This is a genomic window from Streptomyces kanasensis (assembly GCF_043077165.1).
GTDB lineage: Bacteria > Actinomycetota > Actinomycetes > Streptomycetales > Streptomycetaceae > Streptomyces > Streptomyces changanensis.
The window spans coordinates 20787-37811 of sequence record NZ_JBIBSF010000006.1; the positions used below are offsets into that span (position 1 = coordinate 20787).

Here is a 17025-nt window from a genome sequence, read left to right on the forward strand (position 1 = left end):
TACCCGTCGAAACTATCGCCACGACGCCGCATCGACCGAATCCGCCCCCCACAGCGCCTCGCCGCCCCAGCTGTCGGGTCCCTACAGTCGCAGCCACCTGCGGTCCGCCGCGGCGATGGCGTCGCACAGGGTGTGGAGGCGGGCGTCGTAGAGCACGCCGCGGTGCGACAGCACGTTCCGCGCGGTCACCAGTTCCCGCAGCAGCTCCGCCTCCTCGGGCGGCAGGGCGAGGTCGCCCCGCAGGTGCGCGGTGAGCATCGGCCCCACCTCGACGGCCTCGAACGCCCGCTCCGGGTGCGCGCGGTGGCCGGCCGGGGGCCGCTGGACGTACGTCTCCACCAGCTGCGCCAACGGCCGGGACGCCCAGGCGGGCGCGAGCCGGGCCAGGCGGCGGCGCACCTCCTCTATCCACGGCAGCAGGACGCGCTGCTGGGCGTGGCCGACGAGGGCGGTGAGCTCGTCCGGGCGGTGCCCGGAGTCATCGGCGTACCAGCCCGCCGGGTGGTGGCGCAGTCGTCCCTCCCACGCCTGGACGGCACCCCGGGACCAAGCGTCGCGCAGCGCGGATCCGGGCTTGTGGCCGGCCACCGCCTCGCCGGCGGCGGACCGGCAGGCGGCGGCGATCCGGCCGAGGTCCGGATCGAGGCCGTCGCGCAGGCAGCGGTCGAGCGTGCGGTCGGAGCCGTCCCAGTGGGAGGCCAGGTGCCGGGCGAGCGCGAGGTCCGGGCCGCTCACCTCCGCGATGATCTCCTCGCGCACGGCGCGCCTGATCCGCTCGCGCAGCGCCCCGCCGGGGCGGGGCCGAGCGACACGGTCGTCGGCGGCCTCGGCGACGACGGTCGCGGCGTCGAGGCGGCCGACGGTCCCCCACCACCAGTGGACGGCGGCGGCGCCGAGGTCCAGTTCGGACTCGTCGGGGAGGGCGGCGGGCAGGTCGGACAGGCGGGCCAGGACGAGGAGGCGCGGGCGCCGGTCCAGCGGCAGGCCGGCCTCCTTGACGGCCGCGGTGAGGGAGCGGACCAGCCGTGCGACGTCCTGGCCCCGCTCGGGGGCCCGCCCGGGCGCGGCCCGCGGCGGGGGCTCCTGCCAGGCCCGCACGCCGATCACGGGCCGCCAGTGCGCGGACGGGTCGGTGAGCCGGGCCAGGACCTCCCCCGGGGCGACGGACAGCTCCTTGGCGAGCCGGGCGACGAGGTCCGCCGGGTCCTCCCCGCGCGGGGCGGGGGTGCGGGGGCGGGGGACGACGGGCTGCCAGCCGATGTCGAACCCGTCGTCGTACCCCTCCAGGACCGGCAGGTCGGCGGGGTGCGGCCCGGTGGCCGCCCCGTCGACGGCGCTCCCGTCCGCGGCGCCGGTGGGCCCGGGCCCGAGGGAGGAACCGGGCTCAGGGGCCGGCCCGGGGGCGGGTGCGGCGGCGCCCGGGAGGTCGAGCCGGTCCGGCGAGGTCCGCAGGACCGCCCGGTACAGCTCGTCGCCCTGGCCGGACGCGACCAGGGCGTCCGGCAGCAGCCAGAGGCAGTGCAGCCCGCCCTCCAGGTCGGCGGCGATGCGCCGGATCTGGGCGCGCGCCCCCGGCAGCAGGGGCAGCGCGTCCGCCCCGTCGAGCACGTTCACCGCCCGGCGCCCCGCGCGCGCACCGCACGGAACGTGACGGCGTCCAGGGCCAGGCCCGCGGGGTTCTCGTCGATCAGGCCGAGCGCGTCCAGCCGCGTCAACCACGCCTCCGTCTCCCGCGCCGGCAGGCCGACGGCCGCCTGCACGTCGTCCACCGGGACGCCCTGCCCCTCCTCGATGTAGCCGCTCCACGTCTCCAGGAGGTCCACGTCCCGCGCGCCGAGACCCGACTGACGCAGGTGCGCCTCGACGTTGGCCGGCTTGGCGATGGCCGTGCGGACGTACTCCAGGGCGCTGTCGAGGGTGGCACCGTTCTGCGTGACGCTCTCGACGGCCACCTCCGTCCACTGCCCCCAGCCGCCGGTCGCCGCCACCAGCCGGCCGCGCTCCTCGCGGGAGACGAACGGGCACTCGGGCCAGGCCCGCAGCGCGTCCACCGTCCACCGCTCGGGGCGCAGGAACCGTACGGGCAGCTCGTCCTCCGGGGGCGAGAGGCGTACGGCGCCGACGGCGGCCGCGTCGGCGAGGACGAGGACGGAGCGGTTGTCGGAGCCCTTGCGGCCGACGGCTGGACGGTCCATCTTGTCGGCCGCGGGCCCGGCGTGGTCGACGCACTGGGTGAGGGGTGCGCGCAGCTCCTCCTCCCCCCGGCCGCGCAGGTCGAGGAGGAGGACGTAGTTCTTGCGGAGCCGGCGCGCGTCCTTCAGCACCTGCCGCAGGTCGTCCCCGGGGTCGGGCTGCAGCACCTCGACGCCGCGGGCCTCGGCGAACGCCGACGCGGCCGTGAACATCAGCTGCGGCCGGTGGAGGTCGGTCGTGCCGATCACGGTGACGCCGGGCTGCGCGGCCTCGTGCAGCTGGCCCTCGGTGAGGGGGCTGTAGCGCTGGAGGCGGTTGCGCGGGTCGCGGCCGAGGAGACGGCGGGCGGCCCGCGGGTTGTAGTCGTAGGGCAGGCCGAACTCGGTCTCGCGGAGCTCCAGTTCGAGTTCCTCGCGGGTCCCGAGCATGTTGACGACGTTGGGGCTGCGGACGGCGAAGCCGGAGCGGTCCTCCAGCTGGATGAGCAGGCCCAGGCCGACCATCTCCGTCAGGAAGATCTCCACCTGCTTCACCGCGAGCTGCTCGAACCCCTGCGGCCACGCCTCCCGCGCCCACTCCAGGAGCTGGCGGGCCGTGTAGTCGCCGCGGTAGCCGTCCTCCAGGCTGCGCAGGGCGATGACCAGCGCGAGGACGCGGTAGCGGTCCTCCAGGTTGATGGTGAACCGCAGCCGCTCGGCGAGGCGGCGCCGGACGATCTCCGAGGCGGCGACCTCCTGCACGTCCTCCTCGGTGACGAGGGTGGGGCGGCCCGGGTCGTCGTGCGGCCGGGCGTGCAGGGTGCGGACCAGTTCACTGCAGAAGATCTGCACCAGGTTCGCCTGGTAGTTGGTGATGGCGAGGATGCGCCAGACCAGCTCGGGCCGTGCGAAGACGTAGCCGAGGGCCGCCATGGGTTCGGTGACGAGCCGGACGGCGGCGTGCTGCTTGAGCGGGCCGACGAGCACGTCGGGGCCGCCGTGCGCCGTCGACACGTTGGACAGGTGGCCGAAGCGCTGCACCTGGTGCAGGCCGGCGAAGACCACCTTGAACCGGCGGTGCGTGTGCTCCATCAGCTGCTGGAACCGCTTGACGTTGGGGAAGGTCGACTCCCCGCCCGCCCGGAAGGTGCGGCGCGAGTCGGCGGTCAGGAAGGCGTCCGCCTCGTCGGCGAGGACCAGCACGCGGCGGGAGTCGTCCTCCTCCAGCCAGTCGCGGATCCGCTTGGCGACGACCTCCGGTCCCGCGCGCTCCGACAGGCGGGGCGCGAAGACGCCGCGCCGCTTCAGGTCGTCCGCGAGCAGGCTCCAGATCTGGTCGGGCGACTCGGCCTGCCCGATCTCGGCCTTGAGGAGGTCGAGGTAGACGGCGACGTTCGTCTCGGACCGGCTGGGGAACAGCTCGGCCACCCGGCGCAGCAGCGCCGACTTCCCGAGCTGCCGGCCGCCGTACAGGAAGAGGCCGCCGTTCTGGTCCATCACCTCCCGCATCTCGTCGTCCCGGCCGTAGAAGACCTCCGGCGGGACGAGCCCGGCGACGAACGGCGTGTACGGGTTGTACGCCGTCCACGGCAGCGTCACCCGCTGGAGGGCGCGGAAGGTGCCCGGGGCGCGGGCCGCCATCCAGCCGAGGACGGCGGGGTCCACGACGAGGGCCTGCTGCGCGCCGGACCGGGCCGCCTCCGCGAGGCCGCGCCTCCCCTCCGGGCCGAGGGGGTGGAGGTACAGGACGATGTTGGCGTCGACGTCGGCGTCCTCGAGGTGCGCGAGGGGGCCGTCGGCCCGCTGCTCCTCCCAGATGAGCAGGACGGTGTACGAGGTGGCGCGCGAGCCGAGCGCCGCGACGTACCCGGCCCGTTCGGCGACGGCGGCCCGCACGCGCAGGCGGCGCATGCCGTCACCGGCGCGATCGGAGTGGAGCTGCCCGACCGGTTCGAGGCCGAGGAGGCGCAGCACCCGCGGGACGTGCTGCTGCCACTCCATGTTCCGGCCGCGCTTGGTGCACAGCGCCCGCCAGGACTCCAGGCCCAGTTCGGCGGCGGGCGTGAGCGGGGTGCCGGAGCCGTAGCGGGAGACCCACCAGCCGGCGTGGACGCCGTCGCCACCGGGCGGGGGGCTGCCGCGGCCGGTCAGACCGGAGAGGAACGCGGCCAGTTCGGCGCCGTCGTCGGCGGGCCGGTCGGGGAGCTTGTCGCCGCCGCGGACGAGGGAGAGGAACTCCTGCGCGGTGACCGTGTCACCCTCGTCGACGAGGCGGGCGATGCGGTCGTGGTCGGTCTCGGACAGCGGCCGCTCCGGGTTGTACCGCAGGCCCTCCAGGTCCTCGCGGAGCCGGCGGGTCGACGCGTCGACGAGCCCGGCGAGCTCCTCCTCCAGGCTGTGCAGCCGGGCCGTGGCGTGGCGGTAGCGGCCGGAGCCGTCCCCGTCGGCGAACTCCTGGAGGCGCCCGGTGAACTCCCGCTCCTGGTCGGGCGCGAGCTGGTTGAGGGTGCGCATCTGGGCGAGCAGGACCTCCGCCTGGCGGTGCCGGTCGGAGACCTTCCTGCGCCAGGCGTCCTCGGCCTCGCGCAGGCGCCTGGCCGCGCTCTCGCACCAGTCGGGCTCGGTCTGCGCGCGGCTGTCGGCGTCCTCCTCGACCAGCCGGACCAGGGCGCGGGCGAGGTGCAGGTCACCGCGGTCGAGGTACCGGGTGAGGGCGTCCTCGGGGGTGCTGGGCGCGAGGACCGCGGCGAGCCTGCGGGCGGTCCTCGGGTCGCCGAGGTCGGGCTCGCCGGTGGCGGTCCTCGGCAGGTCGGGCAGGGTGAGGAGGCAGTCCGGCGCCGGGGTCGGGGCGCCGTCCGCCGCGAGGGCGGCGTTCCAGGTGCCGGCGCGCTGCGGCAGCCCGCCCGTGAGCCAGTCGCGGAGCAGGCCGAGGGCGGCCCCACCGACGCCGGTGTGCTCGGCGTCGCCCTTCAGCTCCCTCAGGGCGCGGGCGATGCCGGGGAGGCCCGCCTCGGCCGCCCGGGCCCTGGCCTGCGCGCCGGCGGCCACGGCGTCGGCCTTGACGAGGAGGTCCCCGACGGCGCGGGCGGCGGCGTGCAACTGGCGCAGGGCGCCCGAGTGGATGGACTCCTTGGCCTGCTTGGGGGTGCGGAAGCGGCTGTCGCCCTCCTCGATGAGGCCGTCGACGTACGCGGTGTCGCGCAGGGCGTCGGCGAGGGCGCGGAAGGCCGTGGCGTCGCCGGTGCCCTCCGCCCACTCGGACACCGCCCGCAGCGCGCCGCCGAGCTCGCCGGACGGGCCGCACAGGTACTGCAGGACGCGGGAGGCCCGCTGGTACTTGATCTTGCGGCGCGGCAGGTCCTCCAGGAGGGTCCCGGCCGCCTCGCCGATCTCCTCGGGGGTGAGCTGCCCCTGCCCGTCCCCGTCGCTCGGGAGGGCGCCCGGTTCGAAGGTGCGGCAGTCCCGGACGGCGGCGACGAGCTCGGTGAGCAGGTCCTGCCAGGGCGCGGAGAGGCCGGACGGCATGGTGAAGCCGCTCACGAGGGCGTGCGGCCAGCGCGCGGTCAGCCCGGCCCGCAGGGCGGCGACGACGGCGAGGAGGTACGCCTCCCGGTCCTCGCCCAGCTCCAGCGGGTCGATGTCGTGGGTGATCTGGACGGGCGTGGCCTCGGACTCGGCGGCGCAGGAGAACGCGGCGGCCGCGAAGGCGAGGGCACGGGCGCGCACCGGGGGCTCGGCCGAGGCCGCGGTCATCCAGTACGCCTCCGCCAGGCGTCCGCCGCGCACCAGTTCCACGACCGGGGCGCGGCGCCCGCTGTCCCAGGGGGCCCGCGGGTCCCAGTCCGCGTCGGGCACGCAGTCGGGCCAGGGTTCGTCGTCCACCACGGGCACGGCGGGGGTGGCGGTGGTGCGGACGTGGGTGGGCGCGGGCGCCGGCCGGGGCGCGGGGACGGCGGCGACGGCTCGGGGCGTCTCCGGCGCGGTGGGCGGCCCGGGCACCGGCTCACGGACGACCGGCGGCCCCGCGACGGCGACCGGCTCGGGGGCGGCGGGCCGCTCGGGAACGGCGACCGGCTCCGGGACCGTCACCGGCTCCGCCGCGGCGGACGGGACGGCGACCGGCTCCACGGCCGGCCCCGCCCCGGTCGTACCGGTCGTGGGGGCGACCGGCTCCGGCTCGGGCGCGGGCGCGGCGGGCGGCGCTTCCGGCCCGGGGCCGCCCGGTACGGCGGTGGGCGCGGCGGCGGTGGGCGCGGCGGCGGTGACCGGCCCGGGTATCGCGTCCGGGCCCGCCGCGCCGGGGTGTTCCAGCTCGGCGATCCGGGCGCGCACGCGCTCCAGCAGGACGGCCAGCGTGGCCGCCTCCTCCTCGTCCCCCGCCGTGTCGACCAGCTCCTCGTACCGCGCGGCCTTCCCGCGCAGGGCGGCGAGGGCCGTCTCGCGCTCCGCTCGGGCCCGGGAGAGCCGGTCGAGCTCCTCCTCCAGGGCGTCGTAGGCGGCGTCCTCCGGCCAGGCGCCGCCCTCGGCGGCGACGCGCGCGGCGACGTGGGCACGCAGCCGGCACCAGCGGTCCAGCTCCTCCGCCGGGGTGACCGGGTCCTGATCCGGGTGGCGGCCGGAGGCGACGGCGTCGGCCGCCGCGCGCAGCGCCTCGGCCAGGCCGACGCCCGCCGTCCGCAGGTCGGCGGCGAGGCCGCCGAGGTCTTGGGTGGTGGGTTCCACGGGTGCGTCGGTCTCCTGTCTACGGGCCGATGGGCCACGGCCCGATGGCCTGCGGGCCGGTGGTTCGCGGTCGGCGGCGGCACGGAGGGAGTCGGGGCGCAGCCGTACCAGCGCGGCGGCACTCGTCGTCTCCGGGTCGGCCGCCAGCAGGGCGTGGAACGCGCACCGGGCGATCGTGGGGTCGAGTGCCGCGAACATGGCGTGCAGCTGCTCGTCGGTGGGGGTGCGCAGCGCCTCGTCGGTGAAACCGTGGTCGTGGCGGAGCGCGTCGACCGCCCAGTGCAGTCCGCAGAACGCCATGGCGTGGAGCTGCCGCGGCGCCGCCCGGGTGATCCACACCCGGGCCTGGGCCGCCTCACGCCGCGTGACGACCGGGGGCGGGTGCTGCCGGCGGTCGTGGGCGCAGCTGCGGCGGCGCAGGCACCGGTGCCACGTCAGCAGCCTGCGCAACCGCGGCTCGTCGAGTGAGCCCAGCCACGAGCGGAACTCAACTCCCCATCCCTGCATGGCGACATGATGCCAGGATCCGTCACGCAACGTGGCTCGAAGCCGCCGGTTCGTCCGCCGCCTCCCGCGTCCGGGGCCGCCCCGTGTTTCACTTCCGCCTAGTGACGTCGACGGACCCCCGTCACCTCGGAAAGGAAGGCCGCCTGTGGCCCATGACATCGATGAGGCGTTCCTGGCTCTGCCGTTGCGGGCACTCGCCGACGCGGCGCTCGCGCGGGCCAGGGCGCTCGGCGCGGAGCACGCCGACTTCCGCTGCGAGCGGGTGCGCAGCGCCTCCTGGAGACTGCGGGACGCGCGGCCCGCCGGGTCGTCCGACACGACGGACCTCGGGTACGCGGTGCGCGTGGTGCACGGTGGGGCGTGGGGGTTCGCCTCGGGCGTCGACCTCACCATGGACGCCGCCGCCCGGGTCGCGTCGCAGGCGGTCGCGATGGCGCAGCTGTCGGCGCGGGTGATCGCGGCGGCGGGGTCGGACGAGCGCGTGGAGCTGGCGGACGAGCCGGTCCACGCGGACCGGACGTGGGTCTCCTCCTACGAGATCGACCCGTTCACCGTCCCGGACGCCGACAAGAGCGGGCTGCTGGCGGAGTGGAGCGCGGGGCTGCTGCGGGCGGACGGCGTCGCCCACGTGGACGCCTCGCTGCTCACCGTCCACGAGAACAAGTTCTACGCCGACACGGCCGGGACGGTCACCACGCAGCAGCGGGTGCGCCTGTACCCGCAGCTGACGGCGGTCGCGGTGGACGCGGCGACGGGCGAGTTCGACTCCATGCGGACGCTGGCGCCGCCGGCGGGGCGCGGCTGGGAGTACCTGACCGGCACCGGCTGGGACTGGGACGCCGAGCTGGAGCGGATCCCGGAGCTGCTCGCCGAGAAGATGCGCGCGCCGAGCGTGGAGGCGGGGACGTACGACCTGGTGGTCGACCCGTCGAACCTGTGGCTGACGATCCACGAGTCGATCGGGCACGCCACCGAGCTGGACCGGGCCCTCGGCTACGAGGCGGCGTACGCCGGCACGTCGTTCGCGACGTTCGACCGGCTGGGCTCCCTGCGGTACGGCTCCCCCGTGATGAACGTGACGGGCGACCGGACGGCGGAGCACGGTCTCGCGACCATCGGGTACGACGACGAGGGCGTCGAGGCGCAGTCGTGGGACCTGGTGCGCGACGGGACGCTGGTCGGGTACCAGCTGGACCGGCGGACCGCGCGGCTGACCGGCCTGGGCCGCTCCAACGGCTGCGCGTTCGCGGACTCGCCGGGCCACGTGCCGGTGCAGCGGATGGCGAACGTGTCACTGCGCCCGGATCCGGGCGGCCTGTCGACGGAGGACCTGATCGGCGGGGTGGAGCGCGGCATCTACGTGGTCGGCGACCGCTCGTGGTCGATCGACATGCAGCGGTACAACTTCCAGTTCACCGGCCAGCGCTTCCACCGCATCGAGAACGGGCGGCTGGTCGGACAGCTGCGGGACGTCGCGTACCAGGCGACGACGACCGACTTCTGGGGCTCGATGGAGAAGGTCGGCGGGCCCCAGACGTACGTGCTGGGCGGCGCGTTCAACTGCGGCAAGGCCCAGCCGGGGCAGATCGCGGCGGTGTCGCACGGCTGCCCGTCCGCCCTGTTCCGGGGCGTCAACATCTTGAACACCACGCAGGAGGCCGGCCGGTGAGTCGCGTCAGCAAGCCCCACGAGACCGTCGAGCGCGCCCTGGAGCTGTCCCGCGCCGACGGGTGCGTCGTCATCGCGGACGAGCACTCCTCCGCCAACCTCCGCTGGGCGGGGAACGCCCTCACGACGAACGGCGTCACCCGGGGCCGCACCCTCACGGTCGTCGCGACCGTGGACGGGGCGCGGGGCACGGCCTCGGGCGTGGTGTCCCGGTCGGCGGTGACCGCCGACGAGCTGGAGCCGCTGGTACGGGCGGCCGAGGCGGCAGCGCGCGCGGCGGGTCCCGCCGAGGACGCGCAGCCGCTGGTGACGGGCGTGCCGCGGTCGCCGGACTTCACCGGGGCGCCGGCCGAGACCTCGTCGGCGGTGTTCGGGGACTTCGCGCCCGCGCTGGGCGAGGCCTTCGCCCGGGCCCGCTCCGGCGGGCGGGAGCTGTACGGGTTCGCCAGCCACGAGCTGACCTCCACGTACCTGGGCACGTCGACGGGGCTGCGGCTGCGGCACGACCAGCCGAACGGGACGCTGGAGCTCAACGCGAAGTCCCCGGACCGGACCCGCTCGGCGTGGGCGGGCCGGGTCACGCGGGACTTCCGGGACGTGGATCCGCTCGCGCTGGACGAGGAGCTGGCGCGCCGGCTCGGCTGGGCGCGGCGGCGGGTGGAGCTGCCGGCCGGGCGGTACGAGACGCTGCTGCCGCCGACGGCCGTGGCGGACCTGCTCATCTACCAGCAGTGGTCGGCGGCGGCCCGGGACGCGGCGGAGGGCCGCACGGTGTTCGCCCGGCCGGGCGGCGGGACGCGGGTCGGGGAGCGGCTGACGCCGCTGCCCCTGACGCTGCGCAGCGACCCGGCGGAGCCGGGGCTGGAGTCGGCGCCGTTCGTGATCGCCCACTCGTCCGGGGACGACGCGTCGGTGTTCGACAACGGGCTGCCGCTGGAGCCGGTCGACTGGATCCGCGAGGGCCGGCTGGAGCGGCTCGTCACGACGCGGCACAGCGCCGGACTCACCGGTTCGCCGGTGGCCCCGGGCCCGGGGAACCTCGTCCTGGACGGCGGCGACGGGCGGTCGCTGGAGGAGATGGTGGCGGCGACCGAGCGCGGGCTGCTGCTGACCTGCCTGTGGTACATCCGCGAGGTCGACCCGGCGACGCTGCTGCTGACCGGGCTGACCCGGGACGGCGTGTACCTGGTGGAGGGCGGTGAGGTGGTCGCCGAGGTGAACAACTTCCGGTTCAACGAGTCCCCGGTGGACCTGCTGGGGCGGGCCACGGAGGCGGGCCGGACCGAGCGGACGCTGCCGCGCGAGTGGGGCGACTGGTTCACGCGGGCCGCGATGCCGCCGCTGCGGGTGCCGGACTTCCACATGAGCTCGGTGAGCCAGGGCGTGTGACGCACCGGGGGCCGGCCCGGGTCGGCGCCGGGCGAACCGGTGGGCCGGCGCCCCGATGGGGCCGTGGGCCGGGCGGGTCGGGGGGCCGGGCCACGGCCGGAGTGGGCCGGGTGGGCCCGGGCGTCGCTGGTGGGCGGCATGATCGCCGTTCCGGCGGTCCCGTCGGACACCGTTCAACCACCGGGCCCCCGTGCCCCCGCACCCCCTAGACTGGGCCGGCTGCACGACACGCATACGAGGAGGCACGAGACCCGTGACGGACATCGTCGACGAGCTCAAGTGGCGCGGGCTGTTCGCCCAGTCCACCGATGAGGACGCACTGCGCAAGGCTCTCGCGGACGGTCCGGTCACGTTCTATTGCGGCTTCGACCCGACCGCCCCGAGCCTCCACGTGGGCCACCTGGTGCAGGTGCTCACCATGCGCCGGCTCCAGCTGGCGGGCCACCGCCCGCTGGCGCTGGTCGGCGGGGCGACCGGGCAGATCGGCGACCCGAAGCCGACGGCCGAGCGCACGCTGAACTCGCCGGAGACGGTCGCGGCCTGGGTGGAGCGGGTGCGCTCGCAGATCGAGCCGTTCCTGATCTTCGAGGGCGACAACGCCGCCACCATGGTGAACAACCTCGACTGGACGGGCGGCATGTCCGCCATCGAGTTCCTGCGGGACATCGGCAAGCACTTCCGCGTCAACAAGATGCTCACGAAGGACTCCGTGGCCCGGCGCCTGGAGTCGGAGCAGGGCATCAGCTACACCGAGTTCTCGTACCAGCTGCTCCAGGGCATGGACTTCCTGGAGCTGTACCGCCGGTACGGCTGCGTCCTCCAGCAGGGCGGCAGCGACCAGTGGGGCAACCTGACGGCCGGCCTGGACCTGATCCACCGCCTGGAGCCGGACGCCGTGGGGCACGCGCTGGCGACGCCGCTGATGACGAAGGCGGACGGCACCAAGTTCGGCAAGACCGAGGGCGGCGCGGTCTGGCTGGACCCGGAGATGACCACGCCGTACGCGTTCTACCAGTTCTGGCTGAACGTGGACGACCGGGACATCTCCCGGTACATGCGCATCCTCAGCTTCCGCAGCCGTGCGGAGCTGGAGGAGCTGGAGCGGGTCACCGAGGAGCGTCCGCAGGCCCGGACGGCGCAGCGCGCGCTCGCCGAGGAGCTGACGACGCTGGTGCACGGCGCCGAGCAGTGCGCGTCCGTGATCGCTGCGTCGAAGGCGCTGTTCGGCCAGGGCGACCTGGCGGAGCTGGACGCGGCGACGCTCGCGGCGGCGCTCTCCGAGCTGCCGAGTGCGCGCGTGAGCGAGCCGGGGCTCGTGGTCGACCTCTTCACGGAGGCCGGCCTCGCGCCGAGCAAGTCCGCCGCGCGGCGCACGGTGAAGGAGGGCGGCGCCTACGTGAACAACGCGAAGGTGACCGCCGAGGACGCCGAGGTGTCCGCCGGCGACCTGCTGCACGGCCGCTGGCTGGTGCTGCGGCGCGGGAAGAAGAACCTGGCGGCGGTCGAGGTCACCGCCGGCTGAGCCCGTCACCGCCGGCTGAGCCCGTCACTGCCGGCCTGGGCCGGCCGGCGGTCGAGCCCGGTCACGCGACCGCCGGCCGGTGGTGCGGGCGCGGCGCCCGCCCCGCGCGGGCCCGGACCCACCCGCCGTGCGGCCCCCGCGCCGTACGGACCCCGCCGCCCCGCGCGGCACGGCGGCCCGGGAGGCCTTCGCGCTCCCGGGCCGCCGTGGTGTCCGGAGGGTGGTGCGGACGGGCTCTCAGGCCCGTTGGCGGTTGCCCCGCATCGACATGTAGAGCATCTCCCCGATCCCGACGACGACGACGGCCGCGACCACCTGCAGCGCGTGCCGGCCCCAGTCGATACCGGGAGTCGCCTCGATCCCGAACGCGCGGGCCAGGGCGTTGCCGGCGATGGCACCGATGATGCCGAAGATGGTGATCAGCCACAGTGGGCTGTGCTGCTTGCCCGGCAGGATGGCCTTCGCCAGCAGTCCGAGCACGAACCCCACGATAATCGCCCACAACCAGCCCATGGCTGCCTCCTCGGTACGGATCGACGTGAGCAGTCCCTGACAGTCTGGGCCAAGGGGACGTAGCGCGCATGTCGGGCGGTTTCGGGCCGGTGGGCGGCGGCTTCCGCCGGGCCCGTGGAGTGGGGCGACCGGGTGGGCCCCGGAAGCCGCCGCGGGACCGGGCGGGCGTACCGTGGAGGCAGGGACCGGCCAGGTGAGGGCCGGCGCACGGGTCGGTGGTGGAACGGGATGCGGAAGCACGGCGGCGGTGGCGGTCAGGTCTTCACGATCACGGGTGCCCGGCAGGGCCTCGCGGACGACGTCCGCGGGCGGCAGCGGCGCTACGTGATCTCGATGACGGTCCGCACGCTCGCGGTGATCGCCGCCGCGGCGCTGTGGAACGTCGAGCGGCACGTGGCGGTCGTGGCCCTGGTGCTGGGCGCGGTCCTGCCGTACGTGGCGGTGGTGATCGCGAACGCGGGGCGGGAGACCGCGCCGAAGCTGCCGTCCACGTTCGTGTCGGCGCCGCCCGTGGCCCGCCCGGTGCTGGAGGCCCCGCGCCCACAGGACGGGACCGCGACCGACACCGGCACCGGCACCGCGGACGCGGACGCGGACGGGGACGCCGCGGGGCAGGGCGACGGCGACGCCCCGGGCGCGCGGGCCGCGGGCCCGGACGAGGCCGGGGAGCGCACCGAAAAGCTCAAGAAAAGCTCAGATCAATAGTGAAGTTCCCGTGCACACGACCGGGTTGTGCGTGACATACTGCGTAGGCGCTCCGCATCCCCCGTCGGAGCGACGGACCGACGCCGGGCAGCTCCCCCCGTGGCTGCCCGGCGTCGCCTTTGTCCGTACACGGTTGTCAGGACATCTGCTGTGAGCGACGAGAACCACCCGATCTGTTCCGCCAAGGGCTGCCGCGCCGCCGCCGTGTGGGTGCTGGCCTGGAACAACCCGAAGCTGCACGCGCCCGAGCGCCGCAAGACCTGGCTGGCGTGCGAGGAGCACCGGGAGCACCTCTCGCAGTTCCTCGGGGTGCGGGGTTTCCTCAAGGACGTCGTCACGCTCGCCGCGTGGGAGTCCCGGGACCCCGCCGGCCCGGCGGACGACGGGACGACGCCCGGTACCGGGGCCGGCGGGGACGCCGCCTAGCCACGGGCGGGGGCGGTACGGTTCAGCCCCCGGTACGGTTCAGCCGCCGATGGCGGACATCGGCCGCTCGGGCTGGAGGAACGACGGATCGTCCAGACCGGAACCGGCCTTCTTGCCCCACATGGCCCGCCGCCACAGGGCGGCGACCTCCTCGTCCGGGGCGTCGGAGCGCAGCGCGCCGCGCAGGTCGGTCTCCTCGCGGGCGAACAGGCACGTGCGGACCTGACCGTCGGCGGTGAGGCGGGTGCGGTCGCAGGCCCGGCAGAAGGGGCGGGTGACGGAGGCGATGACACCGACGCGGTGCGGACCGCCGTCGACGAGCCACCGCTCGGCGGGCGCCGAGCCGCGCTCCTCGTCCTCCTCCGGCGTGAGGGTGAAGCGGGTGCGCAGCGACTCCAGGATGTCCCCGGCGGTGATCATGCCGTCCCGCTTCCAGCCGTGCTGGGCGTCGAGCGGCATCTGCTCGATGAACCGCAGTTCGTAGTCGTGGGCGACGGCCCAGGCCAGCAGGTCGGGGGCCTCGTCGGCGTTGAGCCCCGGCATGAGCACGGCGTTGACCTTGACCGGGGTGAGGCCGGCCTCGCGGGCGGCGGCCAGCCCGTCCAGCACGTCGTGGTGGCGGTCGCGCCGGGTGAGGGCCTTGAACACGTCGGGGCGCAGCGTGTCGAGGGAGACGTTGACCCGGTCCAGTCCGGCGTCCCTGAGCGCGACGGCGGTGCGCTTGAGCCCGATGCCGTTGGTGGTCAGCGACATCCGGGGCCGGGGCTCCAGGGCGGCGCACCGCTCGACGATGGAGACGAGGCCGGGGCGCAGCAGGGGCTCGCCCCCGGTGAAGCGGACCTCGGTGACGCCGAGCGACGTGACGGCGATCCGTATGAGGCGGACGATCTCGTCGTCGGTGAGGAGGTCGGGCTTGGCCAGCCACTGCAGTCCCTCCTCGGGCATGCAGTAGGTGCAGCGCAGGTTGCACCGGTCGGTGAGCGAGACCCGGAGGTCCGTGGCCACCCGGCCGTATGTGTCGATGAGCACGGTGGCGCCCTCCCCGGTTCGACCAGCTGTTCGTTCGTCGTCCTTTCCCGAGCCTACGCGACCGGCCGGGCGGCGTCGTGGGCCGTTTGGACCAGGAAGCCGCGGGGCCGTGTCGTAGGGTCCTACGACACGGCCGCCGGCGGTGACACGGGGTGGGCGTCTCAGTGCGCTCCGACACCGGTGAGGGACTTGACCTCCAGCTCGGCGTACTTGCCCTTGTCCGGCCCCTCCTTGGACAGCAGGGAGCCGAGCCAGCCGAGCAGGAAGCCCAGCGGGATGGAGATCAGGCCGGGGTTCTCCAGCGGGAACCAGGCGAAGTCGACGCCCGGGAACATCGAGCTGGCCTTGCCGGAGACGACCGGCGAGAAGAGCACGAGGAAGACGGACGCGGCGAGGCCGCCGTAGATCGACCAGAGGGCGCCCTGGGTGGTGAAGCGCTTCCAGAACAGGCTGTAGAGGATCGTCGGCAGGTTCGCGGAGGCGGCGACCGCGAAGGCGAGCGCGACGAGCCCGGCGACGTTCAGGTCGCGGGCGAGCGCGCCGAGCGCGATGGAGACGACGCCGATGAAGACGGTCGCCCAGCGGGCGGCCCGGACCTCCTCCTGGTCGGTCGCCTGGCCCTTGCGGATGACGTTGGCGTAGATGTCGTGGGCGAAGGACGACGACGAGGCGAGGGTGAGGCCGGCGACGACGGCGAGGATGGTCGCGAAGGCGACCGCCGAGATCACCGCGAGCAGGATCGCGCCGGCCGGGGAGTCCGCGCCGCCGATGTGCAGCGCGAGGAGCGGCGCCGCGGTGTTGCCCGCCTTGTTGGAGGCGGTGATCTCGGCCGGGCCGACGAGGGCGGCGGCGCCGAAGCCGAGGGCGATCGTCATCAGGTAGAAGGCGCCGATGATGCCGATGGCCCAGTTCACGGACTTCCGGGCGGCCTTGGCGGTGGGCACGGTGTAGAAGCGGATGAGGATGTGCGGCAGTCCCGCCGTGCCGAGGACGAGGGCGATGCCGAGGGAGAGGAAGTCGAGCTTCGAGGTGGCGGAGGCGCCGTACTTGAGGCCCGGCTCCAGGAACGCGGCGCCGTGGCCGCTGTTCTCGGCGGCCCGGCCGAGCAGTTCGGAGACGTTGAAGTCGAACTTCATCAGGACCAGGAAGGTGATGAGCAGGGTCCCCGCGATGAGCAGGACGGCCTTGACCATCTGCACCCAGGTGGTGCCCTTCATGCCGCCGATCGTCACGTACACGATCATCAGCAGGCCCACCAGCGCCACGATGGCGATCTTGCCGGCGTCGCTGGTGATGCCGAGGAGCAGTGAGACGAGGACGCCCGCGCCGGCCATCTGCGCCAGCAGGTAGAAGATCGACACGACGATGGTGGAGGTGCCGGCGGCGGTGCGGACCGGCCGTTGGCGCATGCGGTACGCCAGGACGTCGCCCATGGTGAAGCGGCCGGAGTTGCGCAGCGGTTCGGCGACCAGCAGCAGGGCCACCAGCCAGGCGACGAGGAAGCCGATGGAGTACAGGAAGCCGTCGTAGCCGAAGAGGGCGATGGCGCCGGCGATGCCGAGGAACGACGCGGCGGACATGTAGTCGCCGGAGATGGCCAGGCCGTTCTGGAAACCGGTGAACTGGCGGCCGCCGGCGTAGAAGTCGGCGGCGTCCTTCGTCTGGCGGCCGGCCCACACGGTGATGAAGAGCGTGGCGACGACGAAGCACGCGAAGAGCGTGATGATCAGCGTCCGGTGCTCGCTCGCGGCCGCCGCGGCGAGGGTGGTGGTGCTCATGCGTCGGCCTCCGCGCGCTGCTCGTTCTCCATGCGGGCCTTGATGGCCTCGGCCCGCGGGTCCAGCCGCCGCGCCGCGTGCCGCGCGTAGAACCAGGCGATGAGGAACGTCGTCAGGAACTGGGCGAGGCCCAGCACGAGGGCGACGTTGATGTTGCCGACGACCCGGGTGCCCATCAGGCCGCCCGCGTAGTTCGACAGCAGGACGTACAGCAGGTACCAGGCGATGAAGGCGACGGTGAGCGGGAAGGCGAAGGAGCGGTGGGCACGGCGCAGTTCGCCGAACTCCGCGCTCTCCTGGGTCAGGACGAAGGCCTCCGTCGGGGGCTGGGCGGGGCGGGTGGCCGCGCCCCCTGGGGGCGGCGGTGCTTCGGTGGCCAACGGGAACTCCTCGCGACGCGGGTGCTGGGGGCTGGGGCGGGGCACCGGGCGGGTGCCGCGGAGGCCGCCGTGGCCTCCTCCCCTGACAACGTCACGGAGGGCGTCGCGAAGCGGTTCACCCCGCTTCTTCTTTCCTCCCGATTTCTTCGCGAACTCATTGCTGCGCGGGGATGATCAGCGATAGCTTCGCTCGTCATGTACCCGCCCATAACAGC

Annotated in this window: 11 protein-coding genes; 5 read left to right on the forward strand and 6 right to left on the reverse strand. The window is 74.8% G+C overall.

Going from position 1 to position 17025, the window contains the following annotated elements:
- Nucleotides 1-81: 81 nt before the first annotated feature.
- Together ACF053_RS16430 and ACF053_RS16435 are read right to left on the reverse strand one after the other, a co-directional pair.
- Entirely contained in the window at nt 82-1614 is a 1533-nt protein-coding gene (locus ACF053_RS16430) for a hypothetical protein (RefSeq protein ID WP_391954539.1), read from the reverse strand.
- A complete protein-coding gene (locus ACF053_RS16435; protein ID WP_391954540.1) occupies nt 1611-7400 on the reverse strand; it encodes an AAA family ATPase in 5790 nt (1929 codons plus the stop codon). The genes ACF053_RS16430 and ACF053_RS16435 overlap by 4 nt, the downstream gene beginning before the upstream one ends.
- 145 nt (nt 7401-7545) lie before the next feature.
- On the opposite strand from ACF053_RS16435, the gene ACF053_RS16440 reads away from it, so the two are divergent.
- From ACF053_RS16440 to tyrS, 3 genes are all read left to right on the forward strand, one after another.
- A complete protein-coding gene (locus tag ACF053_RS16440; protein ID WP_391954541.1) occupies nt 7546-9069 on the forward strand; it encodes a TldD/PmbA family protein in 1524 nt (507 codons plus the stop codon).
- Nucleotides 9066-10457, forward strand: a complete 1392-nt coding sequence (locus tag ACF053_RS16445) for a metallopeptidase TldD-related protein (RefSeq protein WP_391954542.1) — start codon at nt 9066-9068, stop codon at nt 10455-10457. Before ACF053_RS16440 ends, ACF053_RS16445 begins: the two co-directional genes overlap by 4 nt.
- A 253-nt stretch (nt 10458-10710) precedes the next feature.
- Nucleotides 10711-11979 carry a tyrosine--tRNA ligase gene (gene tyrS, locus ACF053_RS16450; protein WP_391954543.1) on the forward strand — a complete coding sequence of 423 codons (1269 nt, stop codon included), beginning with the start codon at nt 10711-10713 and terminating at the stop codon, nt 11977-11979.
- A 237-nt stretch (nt 11980-12216) separates the two neighbouring features.
- Here the strand turns inward: tyrS and ACF053_RS16455 are convergent, their stop codons facing one another.
- Complete coding sequence (locus ACF053_RS16455) at nt 12217-12492, reverse strand: GlsB/YeaQ/YmgE family stress response membrane protein (protein ID WP_058943553.1); 276 nt, start codon at nt 12490-12492, stop codon at nt 12217-12219.
- Between the two features lie 228 nt (nt 12493-12720).
- Here ACF053_RS16455 and ACF053_RS16460 point away from each other — a divergent pair, with 228 nt between their 5' ends.
- Nucleotides 12721-13197, forward strand: a complete 477-nt coding sequence (locus ACF053_RS16460; RefSeq protein WP_391954544.1) for a DUF3099 domain-containing protein — start codon at nt 12721-12723, stop codon at nt 13195-13197.
- Between the two features lie 150 nt (nt 13198-13347).
- Nucleotides 13348-13623: a hypothetical protein gene (locus ACF053_RS16465; RefSeq protein ID WP_391954545.1), complete on the forward strand. Its 276-nt coding sequence runs from the start codon at nt 13348-13350 to the stop codon at nt 13621-13623.
- A gap of 39 nt (nt 13624-13662) precedes the next feature.
- Here the strand turns inward: ACF053_RS16465 and moaA are convergent, their stop codons facing one another.
- From moaA to ACF053_RS16480, 3 genes are all read right to left on the reverse strand, one after another.
- A complete protein-coding gene (gene moaA / locus ACF053_RS16470; protein ID WP_391954546.1) occupies nt 13663-14652 on the reverse strand; it encodes a GTP 3',8-cyclase MoaA in 990 nt (329 codons plus the stop codon).
- Nucleotides 14653-14813: 161 nt separating this feature from the next.
- Complete coding sequence (locus ACF053_RS16475) at nt 14814-16430, reverse strand: solute symporter family protein (protein ID WP_391954547.1); 1617 nt, start codon at nt 16428-16430, stop codon at nt 14814-14816.
- Entirely contained in the window at nt 16427-16810 is a 384-nt protein-coding gene (locus ACF053_RS16480; RefSeq protein ID WP_391954548.1) for a DUF485 domain-containing protein, read from the reverse strand. Before ACF053_RS16480 ends, ACF053_RS16475 begins: the two co-directional genes overlap by 4 nt.
- Nucleotides 16811-17025 lie beyond the last annotated feature (215 nt).

What these genes read in the sequence shown, in the direction of transcription:
- ACF053_RS16435 (WP_391954540.1), bottom strand. Translation starts at nt 7,400, where the DNA reads ATGCAGGGATGGGGAGTTGAGTTCCGCTCGTGGCTGGGCTCACTCGAC.
- ACF053_RS16455 (WP_058943553.1), bottom strand. Translation starts at nt 12,492, where the DNA reads ATGGGCTGGTTGTGGGCGATTATCGTGGGGTTCGTGCTCGGACTGCTG.
- ACF053_RS16460 (WP_391954544.1), top strand. Translation starts at nt 12,721, where the DNA reads ATGCGGAAGCACGGCGGCGGTGGCGGTCAGGTCTTCACGATCACGGGT.
- ACF053_RS16475 (WP_391954547.1), bottom strand. Translation starts at nt 16,430, where the DNA reads ATGAGCACCACCACCCTCGCCGCGGCGGCCGCGAGCGAGCACCGGACG.